Here is a 23,203-nt window from a genome sequence, read left to right as displayed (position 1 = left end):
TCGACCTTTCCGTTTACAATGTCTATACTACCTCGTCATCGCATGCTCTACCTTTATACAACGATCCATAATAACAGTATAGTCCTTTTCCTTTAAAAATTTATATGTATCTTCATCTTGTACTCCTAATTGTGCCCAAAAAACATCCGCATCAATCTCCACAAGTTCCTTTGCAACGTCCATTAAAAATTCAGAACGACGAAATACATTTACTATATCGACATGCTCCTTAATGTCTTTTAATGACGGGACAGCTTTTTCCCCTAGCACTTCATCTATGGCCGGGTTTACTGGGATAATACGATATCCTGCATCTTGCATCGCTTTTGAAACCATATATGATGTACGTTCTGGTTTGTTAGATAATCCAACAACCGCAATTGTTTTACTATTTTTCAATACTTCACCAATTTCCGTCCGAGTTGGGTTTTCAATTGTCATATTAAATCCCTCCTATTCTTTTAGTATAGCCGATAAAGAAAGTCTCTTTCAATACGAAAGAGACTTTCTCTATTAATTCGTCGCAGCAGAGTTATCAGCTAATGTAGCTGTTTTCGTCATTTTTTCACCATTTCGATAGAATGTAAGCTCAATTTTGTCGCCTACTTTTTTCTTTTCATATAAATATTTACGGAATTGAAGCGCATTTTCAATTTTTTGTCCATCTAATGCTACAACAACATCATACTGCTGAAGTCCTGCCTTTTCAGCTGGTGAAACAGAATAAATCTTACTTAAAATAACGCCACTTGTAACATCTTTTGGTAACTTTAATTGTCCTAATGCATACGGTTGTACCTCTTCAAGAGATGCCACCCCAACTCCCATCGCTGGACGTTTTACCGTTCCATCTTTTTCAAGAGATTCCATAACTGGTTTTGCCACATTAATTGGAATCGCAAAACCAATTCCTTCTACTTCTTGCTGTGCAATTTTACTAGAGTTAATCCCGATAACTTCACCGTTTTGGTTAAATAAGGCACCACCACTGTTCCCAGGGTTAATTGCTGCATCTGTTTGAATAACTTGTGCTTGCCAATCCGCCTGTTTGTCACCATTAATATCCACTGGAATTTCGCGTTCTTTACTACTAATGATTCCCTCTGTTACACTGCCATCAAAGCCTAATGGATTCCCAATTGCAATAGCTGATTCGCCAGCGCGAATTTTACTGGAATCACCAAGTGTGGCTACTTTATTTATATTAGATCCATCAATCTCTACAACAGCTAAATCTAACCAAGGGTCTTTCCCAACTAATTTTGCGTCTACTGTTTTACCGTCACTTAGTTTCACTGCAAGTTTATTCGCTCCATCTACTACATGATTATTCGTAACGATAAGAGCTTTATTTCCAGCTTTTTTATAAATTACGCCCGATCCTGTTCCAGCTTGTTGTTCTTCACCTACTTGCTCCATTGCAAATGGATCTATGCTCTTTTGCATGTTTATGACACCTACAACTACTTCTTTGGCTCCTTCAATCATACCAGGTAAATCCGTTTCACCTTTTGCTTTATTTACAACAGGAACCACAGTTCCCTCTACTTTTGAATTAGAAGATTGTGGCGATGAAACAGCCGTCCCGTTTCCATTTGCCCATGGCATATACGGTGCTGCAAAACTGATGGAAACAGCTCCGACAACTGCTCCAACTAAACCAGTGAAAAAATATCCTTTTTTACTACCTGATTTTTTAATTTCTCTCGTTTCACTATGCTCTTCATTCATATTTGGTCCGTCATAATATCCCATAATTGATATCCCCTCTCTGCTGAATTCGTATTTTCAGTATAGTCACATTTTGTGTCCTTCTTGTGAACTCATCGTGAAATCCAATTAAAAAAATACTCTTATTCATTATTGTAGACAAAAAATCTATAATTTGTACATTTTTATCTACAAAAGAGAGTGTAAATGTACTATATTCTCAAGTTGAATTGCATAGTATTTAAAAATTATTCCTCGAACTTATACCCAACTCGAATAACCGTTCCGATATGTTTTGCTTTATCGCCTAACTTATTTCGCAATTTTTTTATATGTGTATCGACAGTACGATCATCACCATAATAATCATATCCCCAAAGTTGGTCTAATAGATGCTGACGCGATAATACGATCCCTTTATTCTCCATTAAATAAACAAGAAGTTCAAATTCTTTATGCGTTAATATAATTTCTTCTCCGTCTACCAATACAGTACGCGAAAGACGATTTACATCGATTCCAGCCATAGAAAGTGCATTCTCTTCTACAACTCCTACTGCCCCATCAGCACGCTTTAATAAAGTTTTCGCCCTAGCTACTAGTACTTTTGGACTAAAAGGCTTTGTTACATATTCATCAGCCCCAAGTTCAAAACCTAACAATGTGTCATCTTCGTCAGAACGTGCTGTAAGCATAATAATTGGTACCGCTGACTCTTTGCGAATACGACGACACACAGACCAACCATCTATCTCTGGCAACATGATATCTAACATAATTAAATCAATTGTATGTTCAGCAAATAATTCTAACGCTTGTTTTCCATCTTCAGCTTCTATCACTTCAAAACCTTCATTGCGAAAATAATCACTAACAATTTCGCGTAATCTTCTTTCGTCTTCAACAAGTAATACTGTTTTATTCATCTGACCTATCCCGCCTTTTTACTCTTTCAATCGAATAATACGTTGATTGGAGCTTCCGCGAAATGGAAGTGTTAAATCTCTTTTTTCAAGTTCAAACCTTCCATCGACCAGAACATCCCCATAATGTAACAACTCTATCATATCATTATTTTGAGAACTCTGTATCTCTTCTAGCGTATAACCTGTGTAAATCCATAAGTTTTTTTTCATAGCCTTCACTGCTTTTGCTACTTCTTTTACTTCTGCAGCTTGAAAAAATGGATCTCCACCTGAAAATGTTACATCAGTAAGCGGATTTTTGGCAATCTCTTTCACAATTTCTTCTACAGTCATTTCAGTTCCATTACAAATATTCCATGACTTCGGATTATGACATCCTAAACAACGATGCGGACAGCCCGCAAAAAACACGACTGTCCGCAATCCTTCCCCATCTACTACACTATCATGAATAATATTCATTACTCTCATTTATGTTTCACCCGATCCGCTTCTTCACTGCGCTTTGCACTATTCCATTTGGACATATCACCTACAAGATATCCGGTAATACGACGAATTCTTTCTATTTGATGCTCTTCTTCATTACCGCAACTTGGACATTCATTATCAATTACACCGTGATAGCCACAGCATTTACAACGATCCACAGGGTGATTAATCGATCCATATCCTACCCCATACTGCGCCATTGCCTGGACAATTTGCTTCAATGCTTTTTGGTTATGAACTGCCGCTCCATCTAATTCAATATACGTTATATGTCCACCATTACAAAGTGCATGAAACGGTCCTTCTAAACGTATTTTATCAATTGCTTGAATCCGGTAATAAACTGGAATATGGAATGAATTTGTATAATAATTATGATTTGTTACACCGCTAATGATTCCAAATTCATCTCGATCTTTTTTAACAAACTTTCCTGATAACCCTTCCGCAGGAGTGGCAATTAAAGAGAAATTCAGCTGATGTTCTTCCGTCGCTTGATCCATCTTCTGCCTCATAAAGGTTACGATTTCATTCCCAAGATCCCATGATTCTTTATCTTCCCCATGATGTTTTCCTGTTAATGCAACTAAACATTCTGCAAGACCGATAAACCCAATACTTAACGTTCCTTGTTTTAAAATTTCAGCAACAGAATCTTCAGGATGCAATTTTTCTCCGCCCCGCCATACTCCTTGTGAATATAAAAAGTGAAAATCTCTTGCCTTTTTCGTACATTGGTAAGCAAATCTTTCTAGTAGTTGACGAATACCAAGATCCACATAATAATTTAAAGCTTCAAAAAATATTTCTTTCGATCCGCTAATCAATCCTAATTTCACTAGGTTAATGGAAGTAAACGATAAATTCCCTCTTCCAATGGCGGTCTCTTCCCCATGAATATTAGACATAACACGAGTACGACAGCCCATATAACATACTTCGCTTTCTGGACGACCATCATAATGCACTGCATTAAATGGTGCATCTAAAAATGAAAAATTCGGGAATAATCTTTCTGCTGTCGTTTCTAATGCCAATTCAAATAAATCATAGTTCGGATCACTCTCTTCAAAATTGACACCTTTTTTCAGTTTAAAGATTTGAATAGGGAAGATAGGTGTTTCACCTTTTCCTAATCCCGCCTGCGTCGCTCGTAATAATTGTTTAATTAACAATCTTCCTTCTTTCGATGTGTCCGTTCCGTAATTAATAGAAATAAACGGAACTTGCCCACCTCCTCGGCTATGCATACTATTGGAATTATGAATAAAAGCTTCACAAGCTTGATACGTATCGTTTTCTGTTTCTTTCCATGCAAACTCTTCTACTTGCTCTTTTGTTAGCGGATACGTTCCTAATCTGTTCTTATTTCTCTCAAATGTTTTTCTCACATACGGTGCTAAATCAATGTCAAATAACGCAAATGATTGACCGCCGTGTTGCATGTTTTGATTTGCTTGAAAAATAATCGAAGAAAGTGCCAACGCACTTTTAATATCTTGTGGTTGCCTCATATGTCCATGCCCGGTATGAAATCCTTTTTCAAGCATTTGTGCTAAAGGAATTTGCGAACATGTTGTCGTACCTGTCGCATAAAAATCTAAATCATGTGGGTATAATATATTTTGGTCAATTGCTTTTTTTACTTGTTCAGAAAGCAATTGTTCCATTGCATAATATTTTGCACTCTCAGATGCAAATGTTCCCATCATTCCCATCGGAGACCGTCCATCAACATTTGCATTTTCTTGCATTAAATCTTGCTCATTCCCGTAGACAATTGTTTCAAAAATCTTCATTAATTCTTCTCCACGTGCACTTTGTTTTATCATTCCCCAAACCTCCAACTATATATTGTTAATTCACAAACAAAATGATACAACATATAGTCCTGGTAGGTCTGTGAGAAATGTAACATTCTTGTGAAAGTTTTTTTAAGAAACTTTGAATTTTTCATTTACAAAAAAGAAATGTGCTCTTTACAAATGTATGGTACAATATACGGGAAAAACTCTTTTTACCCTTTATCAACACATTTGAATAAAGGAGACTGAACTTATGCTTATTACATATCTTTTATTTATCGTTGCCTATTTACTTGGCTCGATTCCATTTGCACTTGTTGTCGGAAAAATTGGTTACGGAATCGACATTCGCGAGCATGGTAGCGGTAATTTAGGAGGAACGAATACATTTCGGACGCTAGGGAAAAAAGCAGGTTTTATCGTTACAATTGCTGACATTTTAAAGGGAACGTTAGCGACAGCTCTACCGTTAATTTTTGCCTTAGATATCCATCCCCTTTGGTTTGGATTAGCTGCAGTTCTTGGACATGTATATCCGATTTTTGCAAAATTCCGCGGCGGAAAAGCAGTTGCAACTTCTGCTGGAGTACTCTTATGCTACGCGCCAATTATTTTTGCAATATTAGCCGTTGTCTTTTTCACCCTTCTATTTACAACGAGATACGTATCACTTTCTTCTATGGTAACAGCTGTTGTTGCTGTTATCGCATCAATTGTTACTGGGGATAAAATCTTCATTGTTGCGATGTGTTTATTAGCTGGTATGGTTATTTATAGACACCGTACTAATATTGGACGAATTATAAATAAAACTGAACCGAAAGCGAATTTTACAAAGAAACAAAAGTAAGGTTGTGACCCACATAACGCAAAAAGAAAACGCAAAGCATATTAATAGCGTCTTTTTGCGTTATTTTTTATACTAAAGAAAAAGCAATATAACTTGGAGGAACTATACATGAATCTTTCCGTAACAAAAGAAGCAGTAAATTGGTATAAAGATGAATTAAACTTACAATCTGGCGATACACTTCGATTTTTCGTACAATATGGTGGTTGCAGTACTGTTCAAAAAGGACTTTCTTTAGGAATCCGTAAAGACGATCCTGCGCATCCTGCTGTTCAAATTCAAGAAGAAGGTATTACTTTCTTCGTTGAAGGTGATGATGAGTGGTTCTTTGATGGGCATGACTTATCCGTTACACTTAACGATGGTGAAGACTTCCCGCAATTTAATTATGAGAAATAAAAAAAGTGTGGTTCCTTACCACACTTTTTTCATTTCTTCTTAATTTCCTCATATTTCGCATACCACTCTGGATATAATTTTTTTAGTGATACGGGGCGAAACCCTTCTCTTTTCGCACAAATATTTGTTGTTGAGGCTGTAATACAAAGCTCTCCATCACCATTATAAATTTCGTATCCATATATAACGCGCAATGGACTAACAGATTCCACCCATGTTTTCACAATTGCTTTTTCTCCATAGCGCATTGCTTTACGATAAGAAATTTGCAAATCCAAAACAGGAGAAACAATCCCATCTTTCTCCATCTCAATATATGAAAACCCTAATTCTTGAATAAATTTAGTACGCCCTAATTCCAGCCATACTAGGTAATTTGAATGATAAACCACACCCATTTGATCTGTTTCCGCATAGCGGATCTCAATTTCGTGTTCTGCTACAAACATATCACAATCTCCTTCTCACTTCTGTTTCCTCACATACATTTAATCATAATACAGTGAAATCAAAAATAAAATAGAAACAGTGGATCTTTTTACTGAAAGGAGCGAGTATATGATTCAAATTGTAACCGTTCGTAGCGGTGATAGCGTATATAGCTTAGCGTCAAAATACGGCACTACACCCGAAGAAATTGTAAAAGACAACGGACTTAATCCAGCTGAAACACTTGTTGTTGGTCAGGCACTAATTGTAAATACAAGAGGAAATAATTATTACGTACAACCTGGAGACAGTCTTTATCGGATTTCTCAAACATATAACGTCCCTCTCGCTAGCTTAGCAAAAGTAAATAACTTATCATTAAAATCCATCCTTCACGTCGGTCAACAATTATATGTACCAAAAGGCTCAAAGCGAGCAATAGAATCTATCGCCTATTTACAACCTTCTACTATTCCAATTAAAGAAAGTTTAGTGAGTGCCACGCGGGCCATCAATCCTTATCTCACATATTTAGCCTACTTTAGCTTTGAAGCATTGCGTGATGGAACATTAAAAGAACCAACAGAAACTGCAAAAATTGCCCAAATTGCAACACAAGGTCAAACAATTCCCATGCTCGTTATTACGAATATTGAAAACGGTAATTTTAGTGCGGAATTAGCCTCCATTTTTTTACGAAGCGCTACTATTCAAAATAAATTTATTACCAACATTTTGCAAGCAGCCGAGAAGTATGGAATGCGTGATATTCATTTCGATTTTGAAAATGTTGCTCCAGAAGATCGTGAAGCCTACAATCGATTTTTACGAAATGTAAAATCAAGATTACCAGAAGGTTATACGTTAAGTACAACGCTTGTTCCAAAAACAAGTTCGAAGCAAAAAGGACCATTTTTTGAAGCACATGATTACAAAGCACAAGGAGAAATCGTTGACTTTGTCGTTATCATGACATATGACTGGGGATGGCAAGGCGGGCCACCGATGGCTATATCTCCTATTGGTCCTGTGAAACAGGTAATTCAATATGCAAAATCTCAAATGCCACCGCAAAAAATCATGATGGGACAAAATTTATATGGTTTCGACTGGAAGCTTCCCTTTAAAGAAGACAATCCACCAGCCAAAGCAATCAGTTCTGTTGCGGCCGTTGCACTTGCTCGTAAATATAATGTTCCAATTCGATATGATTTCACAGCACAAGCACCCCACTTTAATTACTTTGATGAAAATGGTGTACAGCATGAAGTATGGTTTGAAGATGCCAGGTCTGTTCAGAGTAAATTTAATTTAATAAAAGAACAAGGCATTCGGGGGATTAGCTATTGGAAAATCGGTCTTCCTTTCCCGCAAAATTGGCGTTTACTTGTGGAAAATTTCTCGATCACAAAAAAAGGCTGACAACTGTCAGCCTTTTTTACGCATCATACTCAGATTCATCTTTTATTTCGCTTTTCAACGATTCAATACTCTCTAAACGGCGTTGATTTTTCGCTTCAATTGCAGCGCGATCTTTTTCATTCGAAACCTCTGCCGTTTCTTTTGCTTCATTAAAATTATCAATCGTATTTTGTACCATTTCTTGCAGTTTTTCTACATTATCACTTCGGTCATCTGGATTCGATTTATATTGCTCTGCCATGCCGTTTCCCTCCTAGTTGAAATATACATACCATGTTAGCATTCCAAAAATGAACTAGATTATGTATACACATAAAGAAAAGGAGAATGAAAACATTCTCCTTTTCTTTAACCGTTATCAACAATCGGTTGTTTCCCTGTCTGGTCTTGCATTTGCTTCCCTTTATTTCCACCAGCTTTTTTTGACTGTGTTCCAATGTGATCTGGTGCAAAATCTTTGGAATTCTTTTTTGGATTTCCCACTCTTATCGCCTCCTTATCACTAGTATCGTACTAGCGATAAGAATTATTCAGCCTGCTTAAAAAGTTGCATTTCATAACGCTTTTCAATTCGTTCTTCAATCCGTTCAATTGCATCACGATCGCTTAATAGTTGCCGCTTGTTTTCCCTCACAAGTTCTTCAAACGTTTGTCGACGATTTCTTCTCATGCTGCTCATCCTTTCTCCTTCGCTTTCTTACTAATTAGTATGAGCAAATGAAAAACTCTTTAATCAGATTTGTGAGAAAATTTTATGTTTTAGTAAAGAAAAGTCTATTACCAATTAAAAATCCATCAGTAGACCTTTAACAACTGATGGATTTTTGAGCATTTTTATTATTTCATTATACTTAAATATTTTTCAATTTCTTCATCTGCATTAATTTTACTTTCTTTATACTCACTCAGTGCTTGCATCACTGTGTCATAAACCTCTAAAATATAATTTTCTAACGTCGCAAAATCTTCTAGACTTTCAACCATAATTCTCGTTATACCTATTTCATTTTTTAAAGCCGGCTCACATTTTAAAGTAGGATATATCTCTAATATTTCTTGTTCTGTCTTTTCAGTTAAAACATATTTTTTACGCCCTTTGACCTTCACTCTTACAATCGGATAAAAAGCTTTAATATCTAAATAATTCCCGACACTTACATAACGAATCCATTCGACATCACGATTATTCTTCACAAGCATTTCTTTTATTAATGTATACACTGCATCTTCTTCAATTGTTTCTTTTTTCGTTTTCTTTCGCCCTTCTCCTTGCACGATTGCACATTTTTGATACACAGCTGCACATGTAATACAATCGTCAAGTGCATTATGAGAACTTAAGCGAATCCCGAGCATCCTTTTTAAAGTTTCTAGCTTATGGTTTGGGGCATGCTTCATATATTTTTTCGCTAAAAACACGGTATCCACTACTATATTTTTAGGTTCTGGCAATCTAAGCATATTTGCATTACTCTTTAAAAAACGCATATCAAACGAAGCATTATGAGCAACAATGGTGTCTTCACCTAAAAACGCTAAAAATAACGGCAAAACTTCCTGAATCGTTGGAGCATCCGAAACGCGATAATTTGTAATCCCTGTTAAACTCGTAATTCGGCCAGGGATAGGACGCTCTGGATTTACGAAAGAAACAAATTGATCTGCTAGTTCATGATTGCGATACCTTACCGCTGCTACTTGAATAATCCGATCATTATAAGGATTAAATCCTGTCGTTTCAAAGTCAATCACAACATAGTCTCCTGGCAAAGATAAATGTCCCACAATATACTCTCCTTACATTACTATTATCGTTCAAATTTCTTTTATCATATCATGAACAAGCTGTTTGATGAAAAAGAAAAGACAGAAATGGCCTCTTACCTTCTCTGTCTCCTTAACATTATTTTATTTTCGCAATTCTCTTCTCCATTTCTTTTTGTGTCATCGGCCCGATAAATTTATCTTGAATTACACCTTTTGTATCCACAAAATAAGAAGTGGGAATGGTGATTACTTTATACGTTGTTGTAACATTTATATCTTTATCAAGTAAAATAGGGAATGTTACCCCCTTCTCTTCTACAAACTTTTTCACTTTTTCTTCTCCGTTAGCACCTTCAGAAATCGTATAATTTACAGCAAGAATCTCCACATCATCTTTATGCTTCTTATAGAAAGCTTCCATATCCGGCATTTCTTGCTGACAAGGTCCACACCACGTTGCCCAGAAATTTAAGATGACTTTCTTTCCTTTCAAATCTGATAATTTCACTTTTGTACCATCTAATTTTGATAACTCAAAATCAGGTGCATTCTTTCCTACTTCAATTCCGTTCTTTGCAATGACTTCTTTCATCGTCGCTTCGCTTTTTACTTGCTCTTCACTTACTTGTTTTTCATTCTTTCCGAACTGGTGTTCATAAACTGCATAACCCACTAAGCACAGCAACACTACAACAATGGTAAGCTTTCGCCACATATACATCACCCTTATCGTTTATCTCATTTTATCCCGCATTAACTAGCAGTAAAAGCCCGATTGATGAAGGCTTATAATTAGCGAGGGCTTCTCCCCCCTAACTGATTAAAGTTTCACTTTATATATCACTTAAAAATAACAATAGTATTTATACTTTATTTTAGCTTATACGGACAAGCTTGGAAATATTCTCCTGATAAATAAATAGAATATTCTTAATAAAAATGAAAACTTTTTCTCTTTATCGTATAATGAGAATAGTTATAATTTGGAAGGGGTGTCATTATTTATGAACAAAACTATTTTGCATTGGTTACAATACGTTATCATTCTCCCCACTTTATTTTTCTCATTGTTTATTACAAGCTGGACTGCCAGCTACTTAAGTATTTCAGAAGACTGGAAACAACATATCGTCTTCACTCCTAAAACAACAGAAAGCTCCAATCAGGTGTATGAAATTGATAAACTATTGTATGCCTTTAAATACAATCCAGTTTTCACTACAGTTTTTATATTATCTATTGTCTATTTAGTAGGAATTATAATAGCTCGTTGGTTGTACTGGAGAAAATATAAAACTGGATTGATTGGTTTACAACTCATGATTATGCTTCCTCTTTTTTTTACACATTACTTATCACACACTCTACAGGTACGACGATTGCTATAGAAGAAAATTGGAAGAAATATTTAATCTTCTCTCCAAAATCAATTACAGATTTAAATCAAATTTATTATATTGATAAATTATTATACGCACTTCAAAAATCTCCTATCATTAGTACTGTCTTCATTCTAACTTTTCTTTATATGACAGGGCTAGTTGTAACTACGATCTCTCGTCAAATACGTTTGCGCAAAAATATAAACATATGAGGTGATACTCATTCTGCAATTACTCACCTATCCCGTTACTTTTATTATACTTTTAGTTTCATATTCTACCCTATTAGTATTATCGCATGGATTATACCCCTATTTAGTAAAGATCCTGAAAGTAGAAAAACCGGCCGTGTTTGCATTTATACAACTTTAGTATCATTTATTGTATTCACCACTCTTGGCATTATTAGCTTCTATGCCATTACAACAATTTCTAGTTCATAATAATCACAGAAAGGATGAATACTATGGGAGAACACCCAATTAGTAAAGAACTGCGCTATATGCGTATATGTTTTGTAATCTTACTCGTAGTCCTTATATTTTTCAACAAAGAGAGAGTGATTGAAGTTTCCACAAATCACGACTCTTCAAGTGGTAATTTACCAACCAGTAATATGACACAAATTGCAGAAAATACATTTGCTTTACAAGAAAATGATCCTGAAAGTGGCGATAGACATACCATTAAAATTTTCAAATATGATTCAGACACAAATAAAATTACATTAGTAAAAGAATTTAATACCGAAAACTCCTCTACATACGAATATCAGCTCAATAAACCAGAGTAAATATGAACGAACAGGGGCATTGATTTAGCCCTTGTTTTGATGAAAACTATAGCATTTCTTTAAATAATGAATTATGGCTTAATAATTCTTGAGGCGTCCCACATTCAATAATAACACCTTTCTTCATTACGACAATCCGATCTATCAGCGCATTTTTTATATCATGTGTCGTTACAATCCTTTTATATTCCTACATTATTCTTCTTCCTACTTTTAAATAAAAAAAGGAAAGGGATGAAACCATATGGTTTCATCCCTTTTCTTTCACATAAAATTAGGAAGCTAACGTCAGTCAGCTTCCTAATTTTGATTGAAAATATTTACTTTTCTCGTTCACTTACAATATTTTACTTAGTTTGACACCTTAGATTCTTCAATTTTCTCACGAAGAACCATTTGCAGAATACCACCATGACGGTAGTAGTCAATTTCTACTTCACTATCGAAGCGTGCTACTACTTCAAATTGTTTTTCGTTTCCTTCTGGGTCAATTGCAACTACTTTTACAAGGTCACGTGGTTTAACTGTTTTGTCGATTTGAATTTCAAATGATTCGTTACCAACAAGACCTAATGTTTCTGCACTTTCTCCGTCTTTAAATTGTAATGGTAATACACCCATTAGTACAAGGTTACTACGGTGAATACGCTCGAAGCTTTCTGCGATAACTGCTTTAATGCCTAAAAGGTTTGTACCTTTCGCAGCCCAGTCACGAGAGCTTCCCATACCGTAATCTTTACCAGCAACTACAAGAAGTCCAGTACCGTCTTCTTTATATTTCATTGCAGCATCATAGATAGATGTTACTTCGCCAGTTGGCCAGTAAGTTGTATATCCACCTTCTGTTCCTGGTGCGATTTGGTTTTTAATACGAATATTTGCGAATGTACCACGCATCATAACTTCATGGTTACCACGGCGAGAACCATAAGAGTTAAAGTCAACTGGCTGTACACCATTTTCTAATAAATAGCGGCCTGCTGGTGTATGTTTACCGATTGAACCTGCTGGTGAAATATGGTCTGTTGTTACAGAGTCTCCAAATTTACCAACTACACGTAAACCTGAAAGTGTTTCTACTTCACCTGGTTCTTTTGATAAGCCTTCAAAGAACGGTGGGTTTTGAATGTATGTTGAGTCATTATCCCAAGTATATAACGCTTCATTTGAAGTTTGGATTTCATTCCAACGTTCATTGCTATTAAATACTTGTGCATATTCTTTTTTGAACAGTTCAGATGTTACGACGCTTTGAACCACTTCTTCAATTTCTTTCGCTGATGGCCAAATGTCGTTGAAGTAAATCGGATTACCGTTTGTATCTTTACCGATTGCATCGTTTTTCAAGTCGATATCAACTGTACCAGCAAGTGCATATGCCACAACAAGTGGTGGTGATGCTAAGTAGTTCGCTTTTACAAGCGGATGAATACGACCTTCAAAGTTACGGTTACCAGATAAAACAGATGTTACTAATAAGTCATTTGCTGCAATTGCTTCTTCTAATTCTGGCGCTAATGGACCAGAGTTACCAATGCAAGTTGTACAGCCGTAACCAACTGTTTGGAATCCTAATTGATCTAAATAAGTTGTTAAACCTGATTTATCTAGGTATTCCGTTACTACTTTAGATCCTGGTGCTAATGATGTTTTTACATAACTAGGTACTTTAAGGCCTTTTTCAATTGCTTTTTTCGCAACTAAGCCTGCACCAATTAATACGTATGGGTTAGATGTATTTGTACAGCTTGTAATCGCAGCGATTGCAATTGCACCTGTTTTCATCGTTACTTCTTGATCTTTTAATGCAACTTTCACTTCTTTATCAAATTCTTGTTCATTGAACCCAAGTCCTTGCGTTCCAACTGGTGCCACAACTGCTTTATGGAACTCATCTTTCATATTTGAAAGAGGGATTAAATCTTGTGGACGTTTTGGTCCTGAAAGGTTGGATTCAATTGTATTTAAATCAATTTCAACAAGATCTGTATAAATTGGATCTTTACTGTCTGCTGTATAGAATAAACCGTTTGCTTTACAGTATTCTTCAACAACGCGAATTTGTTCTTCGTCTCTTCCTGTTAAACGTAAGTAATCTAATGAAATCTCGTCAATTGGGAAGAATCCACAAGTTGCGCCGTATTCTGGTGCCATGTTTGAAATTGTTGCACGGTCAGCTAAAGGCATACTCTTTAGTCCGTTACCAAAGAACTCAACAAATTTACCAACTACACCTTTTTGACGTAATACTTGTGTTACTTTTAATGCAACGTCTGTTGCTGTTGTACCACTTGGAAGTGTACCAGTTAATTTAACACCGATAACTTCTGGTACTGGGAAGTAAGAAGGTTGTCCAAGCATTCCTGCCTCTGCCTCAATACCACCAACGCCCCATCCAAGGACGCCAATACCATTGATCATTGTAGTATGAGAGTCCGTTCCAACTAATGAATCTGGGTATGCAATTAATTCGCCGTCAGCATTTTTCACCGCATGAACGACTGGCGCTAAATACTCAAGGTTTACTTGGTGTACAATACCTGTTGCTGGCGGAACTGCACGATAGTTATCAAATGATTTTTGTGCCCAGCTTAAAAATTTATAACGTTCTTCATTACGTTTAAACTCTAAGTCCATGTTGAATTCAAGCGCGTCTGCTGTACCCGCTCTATCAACCTGTACAGAGTGATCGATTACAAGGTCTACAGTAATTTCTGGATTAATTTTATCAGGATCCCCACCCATGTCCGCCATTGCTTTTCGAAGTGAAGCCAAATCAACGACAGCAGGAACACCTGTGAAGTCTTGTAAAATTACGCGAGATGGTTTAAATGGAACATCGATATCTTTAACATCTTTCGTTCCCCACTTCGCTAAATTTGTAACATGCTCTTCTGTAATGACACGTCCGTCAACTTGACGAAGTACAGATTCAAGCAAAACTTTAATTGAATACGGTAATTGTGATACGTTGCCAACCCCTGCATTTTCAAGCGCTTTCAATTGATAATAATGATACGTTTTTCCATCTACTTCAAATGTTTCACGAGATTGAAATGGATTATGTTTGACCATTATGTTTCCCCCCTGTTAAACGTGACTGAGTTGTCTGAATATAAAATGTAGACAAACTTTTCAATACCTTACGATAATATCTTATTACAACTTTCTAAATAAGTAAATAATAAGAAACTTATAGTTTATCATAAGTTTTCTTTATCTCTGGAATTTTGAATAGCCTTCGTTCTCCTTATGAATACTATTACCATAAAGTAAAGCTTTCTTTTGAGGCTTTTCTTTTCTGTTCATACATGTAATGAACAATTCATTATTTGTTTTATAAAGAAAACGTTATAGAGGTGAAAACAAATGGGTAAACGTAAAGCAAATCATATCATCCAAGGAATGAACGCTGCTTCAGCTCAAGGTCAAGGAACTGGTTATAACGAAGAATTTTCAAACGAGCCGCTAACACCAGAGCAGCGTCAAAATAATAAAAAACGGAAGAAGAATCAGTAATGAAAAGTCCCAAAAGTATAATCTTTTGGGACTTTTAATGTCTATATCGTAGCAATTCAGAAACTTTTACAAATCGATACCCTTGCTTTTGGAGAGCTGGTAAAATTTTAGCCAATGCAGCTACCGTTTGACTTCGATCGCTTCCACCATCATGAAGTAGCACAATATCACCACTTTTTGCATTTGTTACAACATTCTTCACAATGGATTCAGTACCTGGGTCTGCCCAATCTTTCGGATCTTGATTCCAAGACCACAACACAATTTGATAACCTGCTTTTTTTGCTGTTGCAAATACTGCATCGTTAATATATCCTCCTGGTGGACGAAAAAGCAGAGGTTCCTTTACCCATTTTTGTAAATATCGTTTCTCCTCTAAAATATCGTTTTTTAATTTTTCATTAGATGCATCTCTTGCATATAAATGATTCATCGTGTGATTCCCAATTTCATGCCCTTCCTTAAGTACCCTGTTAACTAAATATGGGTTCCGTTGAATTCGAAAACCAATCATAAAAAAAGTTGCTTCAGCTTTATACTGTCGCAATAAATTAAGCACTTGAGGAGTATATGTAGGATCCGGACCATCATCAAATGTAATTGCAATAAGTTTTTCGTTATTCGGTACTTCCCACGTTACATAACCAGTAGGTTCCAATTCTTTTCTCATTAACATTTTCGCATCTACTTTGTCCACTCGAAATATATGTACTACACAAATCAAACAAATGATTATTACAGAAATCTTTCTTTTCAACATATTGACTTCAGAATTGAACAGGTTGTTGAAATCATACAACAACCTGTTCAATCACCTAACTGATCCACATCTCGCATAATATTTTGTAAATTACTTTCAAACTGCTCAAGTTGTGGACGTTGTGTTTCAGATGCTACTTCAAGTGCATTTTGAATTTGCTCATATGCCTCTTGAACTTCTTGTCGTAAATGCTTTAAATCCTGACCATAATTCGGGTCATTTTTCACAATATTGTTATATAAATTTTCTGCTTGTACGACTCCTTGTTGTGCGGCTTGAAAAGCTTGCTGTTTATCTTTATGATACGGCATACACTTTCCCCTTTCTGTTATAGTTAGTCTCACTTATCTTTACCTTTTTTCATAAAAACATTCTCGTATAAATTTACAAAGTTCTCTCATTCTAAATACAAGAAGGAGGTGCAGCACAGCATGGAAAAAAACAATAGCAAGTCCATTCGTCAAAATACAAAAAAAGGGCAACCTTCTGGGCAACCTGAGCCGTTAAGCGGGTCTCATAAAGTAAAAAACCGAAATCATTCACGACAAAAAAATCACGCACATCATGATATGTAAAAGAAGGACAATGCACACGCATTGTCCTTCTTTTACAACAAACAGCTCGACATATTTTCTAGTTTGTTTTTCACCTCTAATTTCTTAATGCATATTATGATATGAATTGAGATTTTACGGAGGGTGTCTTACATGGGCAAGAAAAAGAAAAATTGTCTTTTTCGTGTTGATGGTTTTGAAGAATGGATGGATCAGTTTTGCTCTGATTCATATGACAACTTCAGTTTCCCTAATCACATCCACATTGACCTTTGTGAAACGGAACAAGAGTACATTTTAGAAACTGATATTCCTAATGTATCAGAACAAAATGTACTTATAAACAAGATGGAGACAGGCCTAACAATTCATATATTTCATAAAAATTCATCCTTACAACGAACAATTTCCTTACCTACTAACATCATATATAAAAAAATGCTAGCCTGTTTAGAAAATGGCTTTCTTGCCATACACATTTCCAAAACTGAAGTTGCAGATAAACATGAGAAAGAAGTTCTTTTTTCAAATTAAAACGTTATATAAAAACAGGGTAGAAAAAGTTCCTTACGAATTTTCCTGCCCTATTTTTATATACAATTAAGCTTCTAATAGAAAAATTGATCAAAAAAACAATGAACGTTACAGTCAACTGTTATTTCACTCCAGCTTCTGTCTTACAATTTACGGTACGATCTCTTTTAGATAACAAGCTTCTTGTCAATAAAAGAATTGGAAAAGCAACCACTGAAAAGATAGCTAATATTGAAAATACAGCAAAACCATTTTGATATCCGTAATAATCCAACAGCAATCCCCCAAACCAAGGTCCAATAACAGCACCAATCCCTGAAAACCCCATTGCTCCAAAATACGTTCCTTTTAAGTGTGAGACCGAAATGTCATCAATAAACACATCCGTCATCGAAAACATCAATACTTCACCTACTGTAAAAATAATTGTGCAAAGAACCATGCTGCTAATTGATTCTCCTGTTCCAAAACCAAGGAGCCCTCCACTAACAAATAACGTACCAACCATAATCGATACAAGCGGTGTATACTTCTTACAAATCTGAATAACAGGGTATTGTATAACCACTACTATAATTGCATTTAATGTTAGCATATATGAGAATAGTGTCACGCCATTTTGAAATACATAAGAGTTCGCGAAATATTGAGATACTGTTGTTGTAAATTGTGAAAACCCACTGTTGCTCAAAATAATTCCAACTAAGGCGACTAAAAAAACAGTGTCTTTTCGTAAAATACGAATTGCACTCGCCATAGTCACAGGCTTTTCTAGATTAATTGTCTTTTCACCGAGCGGGTATTTTTTAAATTGTAATGCTAATACAATCGTATACAAAACGTATACTCCAGCAGCTATTAAAAACGGCGTTGTTGATTTTGCACTCCCAATTTGCAATCCAACAAGCGGCCCAATAGCAACACCAACATTTATGGCACCATATCGTAAGTTATACGCAAGTAAACGATACTCCGGTTTTGTTAAATCAGATAATAGCGCTCGTGATGCCGGTTCAAAAAAGGAACGACAGAAACCGTTTAATGCATTTAACAAAAAGAAACTTAGAACATGATCTGCTACTGAAAATCCTATAAACACAAAAGTCCAAAGAATAATAGACCATATCATAATTGTTTTACGACCAAAGCGATCAGATAAATTCCCACCAATAAAACTAGCAAATACTCCAACCAATGCACTCGTTCCAATAATTGCCCCTGTCATCCCAGCTGATATATTTTTTACAGTTGTTAAATATATTGCCAAAAAAGGAATGCTCATTGAAGTTGCAAACCTTGCAAATAGCGTCCCTATAATGATACTCATCCCGAGCGGGTGAATATGTTGTAACTTTCCTCTCATCCTAAAACCCTACTCTCTCTATTTCATACATAGAAAAAGAAAGCAAACTAACAGCTTTCTTCTCCCTGCTTCTATAATAATTATGATTATACCTTGGCTGTCCTAGATAATTCCATATCAATACCATATGTAAACTGTAACTCTTTGCAAACGTTCTTAATTAGGATATTCACATCATACTTTTCATTAAATTCAAGAACCGCATTTTCCACTTCCTCATACGTAAATTTGTATTCACCAGTGATGACACTTTTTAAATCAAAGCATTCATTAATACAAAGCTGAACGAGAAGCTGATCATACATAGCGGACACATCTTCTTTTTTCCATAATAACTCTTTCACATATATGCGATCGAATATTATACTTTCTCGATTACACTCCGTTAAAGTCCGAGTCATTTCGTGTAATTCTCGATATAGTTCAGAAATATTTGTATTGAGACGAATCAATTTGTCTACGCCATTTTCATACAGCATTTCATCCACCCCCGTATATTCCCTTTTCCTTATTATAGCAAGAAAATTCTAAAAAAGAGATTTTTTCTTCTGAAATATTAGGAAACTTATTTAGATTGCTTTACAATGAAACTAGTGAGATAGAGAGGAGTTTGAAAGTGAACCAAAAATTATATTACATCGATGCCTATCAGCAATCATTTACAGCACAAATTATAAAACAAGACTATGATAACAAAGGTAAACTATATGTTACTTTGACAGAAACAGCATTTTACCCAACTGGCGGCGGTCAACCACATGACACAGGAACACTAAATGAAGCTTCCGTCATTAATGTTGAGGAAGTTGATGATGAAATCCGTCATTTCATATCAGGTGAATTACATACAAAAGAAGTAACAGGTAAAATTAATTGGCAGCGTCGTTTTGATCATATGCAGCAGCATACCGCTCAGCACATTCTATCTGCTGCTTTTTGGGATCATTTTAACATCCCTACAATTAGTTTTCATCTCGGAAAAGAGACAATAACAATTGATTTAGAGACACCAGAACTTTCGTTAGAAACAGCTAATAAGGCACTCCAAATTGCAAATCAGGTCGTCTTTGAAAACCATCCTATCCATATTAAATGGATGAATTTAGAAGAAGCAAAGCAATTCCCCCTCCGAAAAGAACCAACGATTACAGAAAATATTCGCGTTGTAATCATTGAAAACTACGATTACAACGGTTGTGGTGGCACACATCCAAAATATACAAGTGAAGTGGGACCAATTCATATAATAGGGTGGGAACGAAATAAAGGTGGAATTCGCTTAAGCTTTGTTGCAGGATGGCGCGCCTTAAAATTAATGGGCCATCATCAACAAATCATAAAAGACGTTTCTAAACAATTAAACAGTAGTGCGGACGATATACCAAATAAAGTTACTCATCTTCTCGCATCTCATAAAGAAAATGAAAAAACATTGCAAGCTATGAATGAAAAACTATTATTTGTAGAAGTAAATGAATTATTGCAGCAATCTAAAAAAATAGAAGCTGGTACACTCATTGCAAAAGTCTTTACCAATCGTTCCATGCAAGAGATCGCCAAATTATCAGCTATCATTACCGAACAAAATGAACACTCAATTACATACTTTGTTACCGAAAATGAAGAAAAACTACAATGTGTTCTTGCATGTGGGAAAGCGATAACAGCAAACATGAATACAATTTTGAAAAATGCTCTCCCTACTATCGAAGGAAAAGGCGGCGGAAATCAAAAAAGCGCTCGCGGCGGCGGGAGCGCAGTTATTACAGGAGAAGAATTTTTAGCTCAACTTATTCATGTATCACAAGAAACAGTTTAAAATAAAATCTAAAGGGTAGCCTGATGCTATCCTTTAGATTTTTTCTAGCCCTCTACTTTTTCAAATAATAGAGCAAGCCCAATTCCCCCGCCAATACCTAATGTTGCTATTACGTATTGCGCCTGCATCCTTTGTACTTGATGGAACAACCGATTCACAAGCATAGCTCCTGATGCACCATAAGGATGACCAAGAGCAATCGCTCCACCGTTCACATTTAACTTTTCATAAGGAATTTGTAGTTCTTGTGCACAAGCTACAATCTTAGCAGCAAAGGCTTCATTCATTTCAATATAATCAACATCGTCTATTGAGAGGTTCTGATCTCGCAATAACTTTTGCACAGCAAATATAGGCCCGCTCCCTGGTAAATGGGGATGTACACCAATAACAGCACTATGAACAAACCGAAGAATCGGCTTATATCCAAGAACATGAGCCTTCCTTTCCTCCATTACAAGTACAGCACAGGCTCCATCATTCACACCACAAGAATTTCCTGCTGTCACTGTTCCTCCTTGTAAAAAAGCCGGCCTGGTTCTTTTTATAATTCGTTCATAATTCATTCCGTACTTTATCGTTTCATCCTCCGTTACATTTGAAGAAATCGGAATAGTTTCCTCTTGTAAATATCCTTTTTCAAGTGCTGCCAATGTTCTTTTATAACTGAAACAAGCATATTCATCCTGCATATCTCTTGTAATTTTGTATTGCTCGGCTACATTTTCAGCTGCTATTCCCATATCCGGATCTCCGATACACTCAGGCGAAAAGCGAGCCCTCTTCTCAAAAGGTGATGTACTTGTACTTTCAACACCACCAGCAATATAACAACTACCTGCCCCGCCTTGAATAAGGTGACAAGCCATCCGAATTGCTTCTAACCCAGCGCCGCACTGTCGATCAATTGTTACACCCGGCAATGCAAACGGAAGTCCTGCTTCAAGTGCCGATAACCGTGCAACATTTCCACCCGGTCCAACAACGTTTCCTAATATTACATCGTCTATTACATGCTCTATCCCTTTACTTAAATAAAACAGTAAAGGTGCTGCCAACCGCTGAACCTCATACTCCTTAAACATTCCATTTTCCTTACCAATCGGTGTTCGCTTCGCCTCTACAATGACTGCTCTATTCATAAACTGTCTCCTGACTTTCAACTATGTTTTTTGCTATTTCACGGGCTATTTTCCCGCTATTTGTATGTGGAATTTCATCAACAAAATACCACTCTTTTGGAATTTTAAATGATGATAGTCGTTGTAAACAAAAACTTTTTAATTCTTGTCTTGTAGCTCTTCCTTTTACCATAGCGACAGGTTTTTCGCCCCAATACCTATCTTTTATACCAATAACCACAATTTCTTCAACATATGGATGAGTAGATAATACACTCTCTATCTCCTCAGGAAAAATGTTGATACCCCCAAATAAAATCATGTTTTTTTCTCTGCCGACTATATATAAAAAACCTTCCTCATCTTGATATCCTATATCATACACAGTCATCCAACCATCTTCTGTAACTTGACAAGAAAGATCTCCATTCAGTACATATCCCATAAAAAACTGATCACTTTTCACATAAACAGTTCCAATTTCACCCTGCTTTAATTCCTTACCTTTTTCGTTACATATCCGAATTTGCACGTTATGACATGGTTTTCCAACTGAAGATGCTTTTCTTTCACTTTCTAAATCTGTTAGTGCTGTGACAAAACTTAATTCAGAAGCACCATAAAATTCATATCTTTTTGCATGTGGAAATACATTTTTTACTTTCTGCTTTGCTTCGGCTTCCCATTTTGCTCCTGAAGAAATAATTTTCATTTCTTGTTCTATAACACTTCCCTCTTTATATAATGCCTCTAGCATAGTCGGGACGGTATACATCACTGAAATCTTCTCTTGTTTCAATATAGATAAAATATGATTTGGAATGAATTTTCCAACAAGACACACTGTTTGTCCTAAATATAGCGCACTTATTGCCCCATATAAAAAAAGAGAATGAACCAATGTACCAGCAAGCAAAACCGTATCATTATTCTTCATATGGAAATCATGTAAATTGCAATCAAAGCTATGGACCCAAGACTCCTGGGCTCTAAGAAACGCCTTCGCTTTCCCGGTTGACCCTGATGTAAACCCCATATAAAATGGGAGATGCTTTACACTTTTTGAAGCATGATACACATTTAACTGGTTATCTATCATTTGATTCCATTCATGAATAGAAAGTATCTTTCCATCTATTCGTGGTATTTCACTCAACTTATAGTGTTCGGAAATTACAATCGATGGATTTGCAAGCTTTAACCGCTCTTTAATTTCATCCTGTTTCCACTTTAAATCAAGCGGAACACAAACCCACCCTGCCATTGCAGCACCTGCAAAGATTTGTAAAAATTCAATACGATTCTCTAACAAAATTGCAATCGTTTTATTCGTTGTTTTTTCTTTATTAAGCCAATTTGCAACTTGGCAAACAGATTCGTGCCATTCTTTATATGTTAATAGTCTATCTTTTTCTTGTAACGCTATTTTATTAGGATGTAAACAAGCATGTTTCCTATAAGATGATGTAATCCCCACTGCTATTCACCCTTTCCTTTCAGATAACAAAAAGAAACACGCTAATACGTGTTTCCTACATTTTATAAAGTCTCTTACACT

Annotated in this window: 26 protein-coding genes and 2 pseudogenes; 9 read left to right on the top strand and 19 right to left on the bottom strand. The window is 35.9% G+C overall.

Annotated features, from left to right (window positions below; all coding sequences use genetic code 11):
* Positions 1–27 precede the first annotated feature (27 nt).
* From J4P91_RS15650 to J4P91_RS15630, 5 genes are all read right to left on the bottom strand, one after another.
* Positions 28–441: a CoA-binding protein gene (locus J4P91_RS15650; RefSeq protein WP_207994862.1), complete on the bottom strand. Its 414-nt coding sequence runs from the start codon at positions 439–441 to the stop codon at positions 28–30.
* 72 nt (positions 442–513) lie between these two features.
* A complete protein-coding gene (locus tag J4P91_RS15645) occupies positions 514–1,755 on the bottom strand; it encodes a S1C family serine protease (RefSeq protein WP_207994861.1) in 1,242 nt (413 codons plus the stop codon).
* A gap of 203 nt (positions 1,756–1,958) precedes the next feature.
* On the bottom strand, positions 1,959–2,636 hold the full coding sequence (locus tag J4P91_RS15640) for a response regulator transcription factor (protein ID WP_207994860.1): 678 nt from the start codon (positions 2,634–2,636) through the stop codon (positions 1,959–1,961).
* Positions 2,637–2,654: 18 nt separating this feature from the next.
* Complete coding sequence (gene nrdG, locus J4P91_RS15635) at positions 2,655–3,107, bottom strand: anaerobic ribonucleoside-triphosphate reductase activating protein (protein ID WP_207994859.1); 453 nt, start codon at positions 3,105–3,107, stop codon at positions 2,655–2,657.
* Positions 3,104–4,960: an anaerobic ribonucleoside triphosphate reductase gene (locus J4P91_RS15630; protein WP_207994858.1), complete on the bottom strand. Its 1,857-nt coding sequence runs from the start codon at positions 4,958–4,960 to the stop codon at positions 3,104–3,106. Before J4P91_RS15630 ends, nrdG begins: the two co-directional genes overlap by 4 nt.
* 226 nt (positions 4,961–5,186) lie before the next feature.
* Between J4P91_RS15630 and plsY the strand changes: the two genes are divergently transcribed.
* Positions 5,187–5,783 (top strand): glycerol-3-phosphate 1-O-acyltransferase PlsY, encoded by a 597-nt coding sequence (gene plsY, locus J4P91_RS15625; RefSeq protein WP_207994857.1) that lies wholly within the window; start codon positions 5,187–5,189, stop codon positions 5,781–5,783.
* A 108-nt stretch (positions 5,784–5,891) separates the two neighbouring features.
* On the top strand, positions 5,892–6,182 hold the full coding sequence (locus J4P91_RS15620; protein ID WP_207994856.1) for a HesB/YadR/YfhF family protein: 291 nt from the start codon (positions 5,892–5,894) through the stop codon (positions 6,180–6,182).
* 29 nt (positions 6,183–6,211) lie between these two features.
* On the opposite strand, the gene J4P91_RS15615 is transcribed toward J4P91_RS15620, so the two are convergent.
* The gene (locus J4P91_RS15615) at positions 6,212–6,631 is read right to left on the bottom strand and encodes an acyl-CoA thioesterase (RefSeq protein ID WP_017151463.1); all 420 of its coding nucleotides are present in this window, start codon (positions 6,629–6,631) and stop codon (positions 6,212–6,214) included.
* A 109-nt stretch (positions 6,632–6,740) separates the two neighbouring features.
* On the opposite strand from J4P91_RS15615, the gene J4P91_RS15610 reads away from it, so the two are divergent.
* On the top strand, positions 6,741–8,033 hold the full coding sequence (locus tag J4P91_RS15610) for a glycoside hydrolase family 18 protein (protein ID WP_207994855.1): 1,293 nt from the start codon (positions 6,741–6,743) through the stop codon (positions 8,031–8,033).
* 16 nt (positions 8,034–8,049) lie between these two features.
* Here the strand turns inward: J4P91_RS15610 and tlp are convergent, their stop codons facing one another.
* The 5 genes from tlp to J4P91_RS15585 form a co-directional block, all read right to left on the bottom strand.
* Positions 8,050–8,274: a small acid-soluble spore protein Tlp gene (tlp, locus tag J4P91_RS15605; protein ID WP_017151461.1), complete on the bottom strand. Its 225-nt coding sequence runs from the start codon at positions 8,272–8,274 to the stop codon at positions 8,050–8,052.
* 107 nt (positions 8,275–8,381) lie between these two features.
* Positions 8,382–8,516 carry an acid-soluble spore protein SspN gene (gene sspN, locus J4P91_RS15600; protein ID WP_000527986.1) on the bottom strand — a complete coding sequence of 45 codons (135 nt, stop codon included), beginning with the start codon at positions 8,514–8,516 and terminating at the stop codon, positions 8,382–8,384.
* 43 nt (positions 8,517–8,559) lie between these two features.
* Positions 8,560–8,703: an FbpB family small basic protein gene (locus tag J4P91_RS15595; protein WP_017151460.1), complete on the bottom strand. Its 144-nt coding sequence runs from the start codon at positions 8,701–8,703 to the stop codon at positions 8,560–8,562.
* A gap of 167 nt (positions 8,704–8,870) precedes the next feature.
* On the bottom strand, positions 8,871–9,818 hold the full coding sequence (locus tag J4P91_RS15590) for a 3'-5' exonuclease (RefSeq protein WP_207994854.1): 948 nt from the start codon (positions 9,816–9,818) through the stop codon (positions 8,871–8,873).
* A 118-nt stretch (positions 9,819–9,936) separates the two neighbouring features.
* Positions 9,937–10,515, bottom strand: a complete 579-nt coding sequence (locus J4P91_RS15585; protein ID WP_207994853.1) for a redoxin domain-containing protein — start codon at positions 10,513–10,515, stop codon at positions 9,937–9,939.
* A gap of 289 nt (positions 10,516–10,804) precedes the next feature.
* Here J4P91_RS15585 and J4P91_RS15580 point away from each other — a divergent pair.
* A pseudogene (locus tag J4P91_RS15580) lies at positions 10,805–11,394 on the top strand (DUF4306 domain-containing protein).
* Positions 11,395–11,648: 254 nt separating this feature from the next.
* Positions 11,649–11,975, top strand: a complete 327-nt coding sequence (locus tag J4P91_RS15575; RefSeq protein WP_207994852.1) for a YmzC family protein — start codon at positions 11,649–11,651, stop codon at positions 11,973–11,975.
* A 46-nt stretch (positions 11,976–12,021) separates the two neighbouring features.
* On the opposite strand, the pseudogene J4P91_RS28930 reads toward J4P91_RS15575, so the two are convergent.
* Together J4P91_RS28930 and acnA are read right to left on the bottom strand one after the other, a co-directional pair.
* Positions 12,022–12,156 (bottom strand): annotated as a pseudogene (locus J4P91_RS28930) (ABC transporter ATP-binding protein); the annotation flags it as partial.
* 170 nt (positions 12,157–12,326) lie between these two features.
* Positions 12,327–15,050 (bottom strand): aconitate hydratase AcnA, encoded by a 2,724-nt coding sequence (acnA, locus tag J4P91_RS15570; RefSeq protein ID WP_207994851.1) that lies wholly within the window; start codon positions 15,048–15,050, stop codon positions 12,327–12,329.
* Between the two features lie 294 nt (positions 15,051–15,344).
* Between acnA and sspO the strand changes: the two genes are divergently transcribed.
* Positions 15,345–15,494: a small acid-soluble spore protein O gene (sspO, locus tag J4P91_RS15565; RefSeq protein WP_017151454.1), complete on the top strand. Its 150-nt coding sequence runs from the start codon at positions 15,345–15,347 to the stop codon at positions 15,492–15,494.
* A gap of 34 nt (positions 15,495–15,528) precedes the next feature.
* Here sspO and J4P91_RS15560 read toward each other — a convergent pair whose 3' ends face one another.
* Positions 15,529–16,254, bottom strand: coding sequence for a polysaccharide deacetylase family protein (locus J4P91_RS15560; protein ID WP_207994850.1), 726 nt, complete (start codon positions 16,252–16,254; stop codon positions 15,529–15,531).
* 47 nt (positions 16,255–16,301) lie between these two features.
* Positions 16,302–16,565 carry a hypothetical protein gene (locus J4P91_RS15555; protein WP_017151452.1) on the bottom strand — a complete coding sequence of 88 codons (264 nt, stop codon included), beginning with the start codon at positions 16,563–16,565 and terminating at the stop codon, positions 16,302–16,304.
* 120 nt (positions 16,566–16,685) lie between these two features.
* On the opposite strand from J4P91_RS15555, the gene J4P91_RS15550 reads away from it, so the two are divergent.
* Positions 16,686–16,829 carry a small acid-soluble spore protein P gene (locus tag J4P91_RS15550; protein WP_000414451.1) on the top strand — a complete coding sequence of 48 codons (144 nt, stop codon included), beginning with the start codon at positions 16,686–16,688 and terminating at the stop codon, positions 16,827–16,829.
* 132 nt (positions 16,830–16,961) lie between these two features.
* The gene (locus J4P91_RS15545; protein WP_017151451.1) at positions 16,962–17,342 is read left to right on the top strand and encodes an Hsp20 family protein; all 381 of its coding nucleotides are present in this window, start codon (positions 16,962–16,964) and stop codon (positions 17,340–17,342) included.
* Between the two features lie 121 nt (positions 17,343–17,463).
* Here J4P91_RS15545 and J4P91_RS15540 read toward each other — a convergent pair whose 3' ends face one another.
* Together J4P91_RS15540 and J4P91_RS15535 are read right to left on the bottom strand one after the other, a co-directional pair.
* On the bottom strand, positions 17,464–18,705 hold the full coding sequence (locus J4P91_RS15540; protein ID WP_207994849.1) for an MDR family MFS transporter: 1,242 nt from the start codon (positions 18,703–18,705) through the stop codon (positions 17,464–17,466).
* Positions 18,706–18,791: 86 nt separating this feature from the next.
* Positions 18,792–19,184, bottom strand: coding sequence for a hypothetical protein (locus J4P91_RS15535; protein ID WP_207994848.1), 393 nt, complete (start codon positions 19,182–19,184; stop codon positions 18,792–18,794).
* Positions 19,185–19,321: 137 nt separating this feature from the next.
* Here J4P91_RS15535 and J4P91_RS15530 point away from each other — a divergent pair, with 137 nt between their 5' ends.
* Positions 19,322–20,524, top strand: coding sequence for an alanyl-tRNA editing protein (locus J4P91_RS15530; protein ID WP_207994847.1), 1,203 nt, complete (start codon positions 19,322–19,324; stop codon positions 20,522–20,524).
* Positions 20,525–20,568: 44 nt separating this feature from the next.
* Here the strand turns inward: J4P91_RS15530 and J4P91_RS15525 are convergent, their stop codons facing one another.
* Together J4P91_RS15525 and J4P91_RS15520 are read right to left on the bottom strand one after the other, a co-directional pair.
* Positions 20,569–21,666: an acetyl-CoA C-acyltransferase gene (locus J4P91_RS15525; protein ID WP_207994846.1), complete on the bottom strand. Its 1,098-nt coding sequence runs from the start codon at positions 21,664–21,666 to the stop codon at positions 20,569–20,571.
* The gene (locus J4P91_RS15520; protein WP_207994845.1) at positions 21,659–23,122 is read right to left on the bottom strand and encodes an acyl-CoA synthetase; all 1,464 of its coding nucleotides are present in this window, start codon (positions 23,120–23,122) and stop codon (positions 21,659–21,661) included. Before J4P91_RS15520 ends, J4P91_RS15525 begins: the two co-directional genes overlap by 8 nt.
* Between the last annotated feature and the right edge of the window lie 81 nt (positions 23,123–23,203).

The organism is Bacillus sp. XF8, from assembly GCF_017498755.1.
In the GTDB taxonomy this organism is placed as follows: Bacteria; Bacillota; Bacilli; order Bacillales; family Bacillaceae_G; genus Bacillus_A; species Bacillus_A bingmayongensis.
Note: the sequence above shows the minus strand (reverse complement) of the source record. Positions and strands in the feature narration are given on the sequence as shown.

What these genes read in the sequence shown, in the direction of transcription:
- J4P91_RS15650 (WP_207994862.1), bottom strand. Translation starts at nt 441, where the DNA reads ATGACAATTGAAAACCCAACTCGGACGGAAATTGGTGAAGTATTGAAA.
- J4P91_RS15645 (WP_207994861.1), bottom strand. Translation starts at nt 1,755, where the DNA reads ATGGGATATTATGACGGACCAAATATGAATGAAGAGCATAGTGAAACG.
- J4P91_RS15640 (WP_207994860.1), bottom strand. Translation starts at nt 2,636, where the DNA reads ATGAATAAAACAGTATTACTTGTTGAAGACGAAAGAAGATTACGCGAA.
- nrdG (WP_207994859.1), bottom strand. Translation starts at nt 3,107, where the DNA reads ATGAGAGTAATGAATATTATTCATGATAGTGTAGTAGATGGGGAAGGA.
- J4P91_RS15630 (WP_207994858.1), bottom strand. Translation starts at nt 4,960, where the DNA reads ATGATAAAACAAAGTGCACGTGGAGAAGAATTAATGAAGATTTTTGAA.
- plsY (WP_207994857.1), top strand. Translation starts at nt 5,187, where the DNA reads ATGCTTATTACATATCTTTTATTTATCGTTGCCTATTTACTTGGCTCG.
- J4P91_RS15620 (WP_207994856.1), top strand. Translation starts at nt 5,892, where the DNA reads ATGAATCTTTCCGTAACAAAAGAAGCAGTAAATTGGTATAAAGATGAA.
- J4P91_RS15615 (WP_017151463.1), bottom strand. Translation starts at nt 6,631, where the DNA reads ATGTTTGTAGCAGAACACGAAATTGAGATCCGCTATGCGGAAACAGAT.
- J4P91_RS15610 (WP_207994855.1), top strand. Translation starts at nt 6,741, where the DNA reads ATGATTCAAATTGTAACCGTTCGTAGCGGTGATAGCGTATATAGCTTA.
- tlp (WP_017151461.1), bottom strand. Translation starts at nt 8,274, where the DNA reads ATGGCAGAGCAATATAAATCGAATCCAGATGACCGAAGTGATAATGTA.
- J4P91_RS15595 (WP_017151460.1), bottom strand. Translation starts at nt 8,703, where the DNA reads ATGAGAAGAAATCGTCGACAAACGTTTGAAGAACTTGTGAGGGAAAAC.
- J4P91_RS15585 (WP_207994853.1), bottom strand. Translation starts at nt 10,515, where the DNA reads ATGTGGCGAAAGCTTACCATTGTTGTAGTGTTGCTGTGCTTAGTGGGT.
- J4P91_RS15575 (WP_207994852.1), top strand. Translation starts at nt 11,649, where the DNA reads ATGGGAGAACACCCAATTAGTAAAGAACTGCGCTATATGCGTATATGT.
- acnA (WP_207994851.1), bottom strand. Translation starts at nt 15,050, where the DNA reads ATGGTCAAACATAATCCATTTCAATCTCGTGAAACATTTGAAGTAGAT.
- sspO (WP_017151454.1), top strand. Translation starts at nt 15,345, where the DNA reads ATGGGTAAACGTAAAGCAAATCATATCATCCAAGGAATGAACGCTGCT.
- J4P91_RS15560 (WP_207994850.1), bottom strand. Translation starts at nt 16,254, where the DNA reads ATGTTGAAAAGAAAGATTTCTGTAATAATCATTTGTTTGATTTGTGTA.
- J4P91_RS15555 (WP_017151452.1), bottom strand. Translation starts at nt 16,565, where the DNA reads ATGCCGTATCATAAAGATAAACAGCAAGCTTTTCAAGCCGCACAACAA.
- J4P91_RS15550 (WP_000414451.1), top strand. Translation starts at nt 16,686, where the DNA reads ATGGAAAAAAACAATAGCAAGTCCATTCGTCAAAATACAAAAAAAGGG.
- J4P91_RS15545 (WP_017151451.1), top strand. Translation starts at nt 16,962, where the DNA reads ATGGGCAAGAAAAAGAAAAATTGTCTTTTTCGTGTTGATGGTTTTGAA.
- J4P91_RS15540 (WP_207994849.1), bottom strand. Translation starts at nt 18,705, where the DNA reads ATGAGAGGAAAGTTACAACATATTCACCCGCTCGGGATGAGTATCATT.
- J4P91_RS15535 (WP_207994848.1), bottom strand. Translation starts at nt 19,184, where the DNA reads ATGCTGTATGAAAATGGCGTAGACAAATTGATTCGTCTCAATACAAAT.
- J4P91_RS15525 (WP_207994846.1), bottom strand. Translation starts at nt 21,666, where the DNA reads ATGAATAGAGCAGTCATTGTAGAGGCGAAGCGAACACCGATTGGTAAG.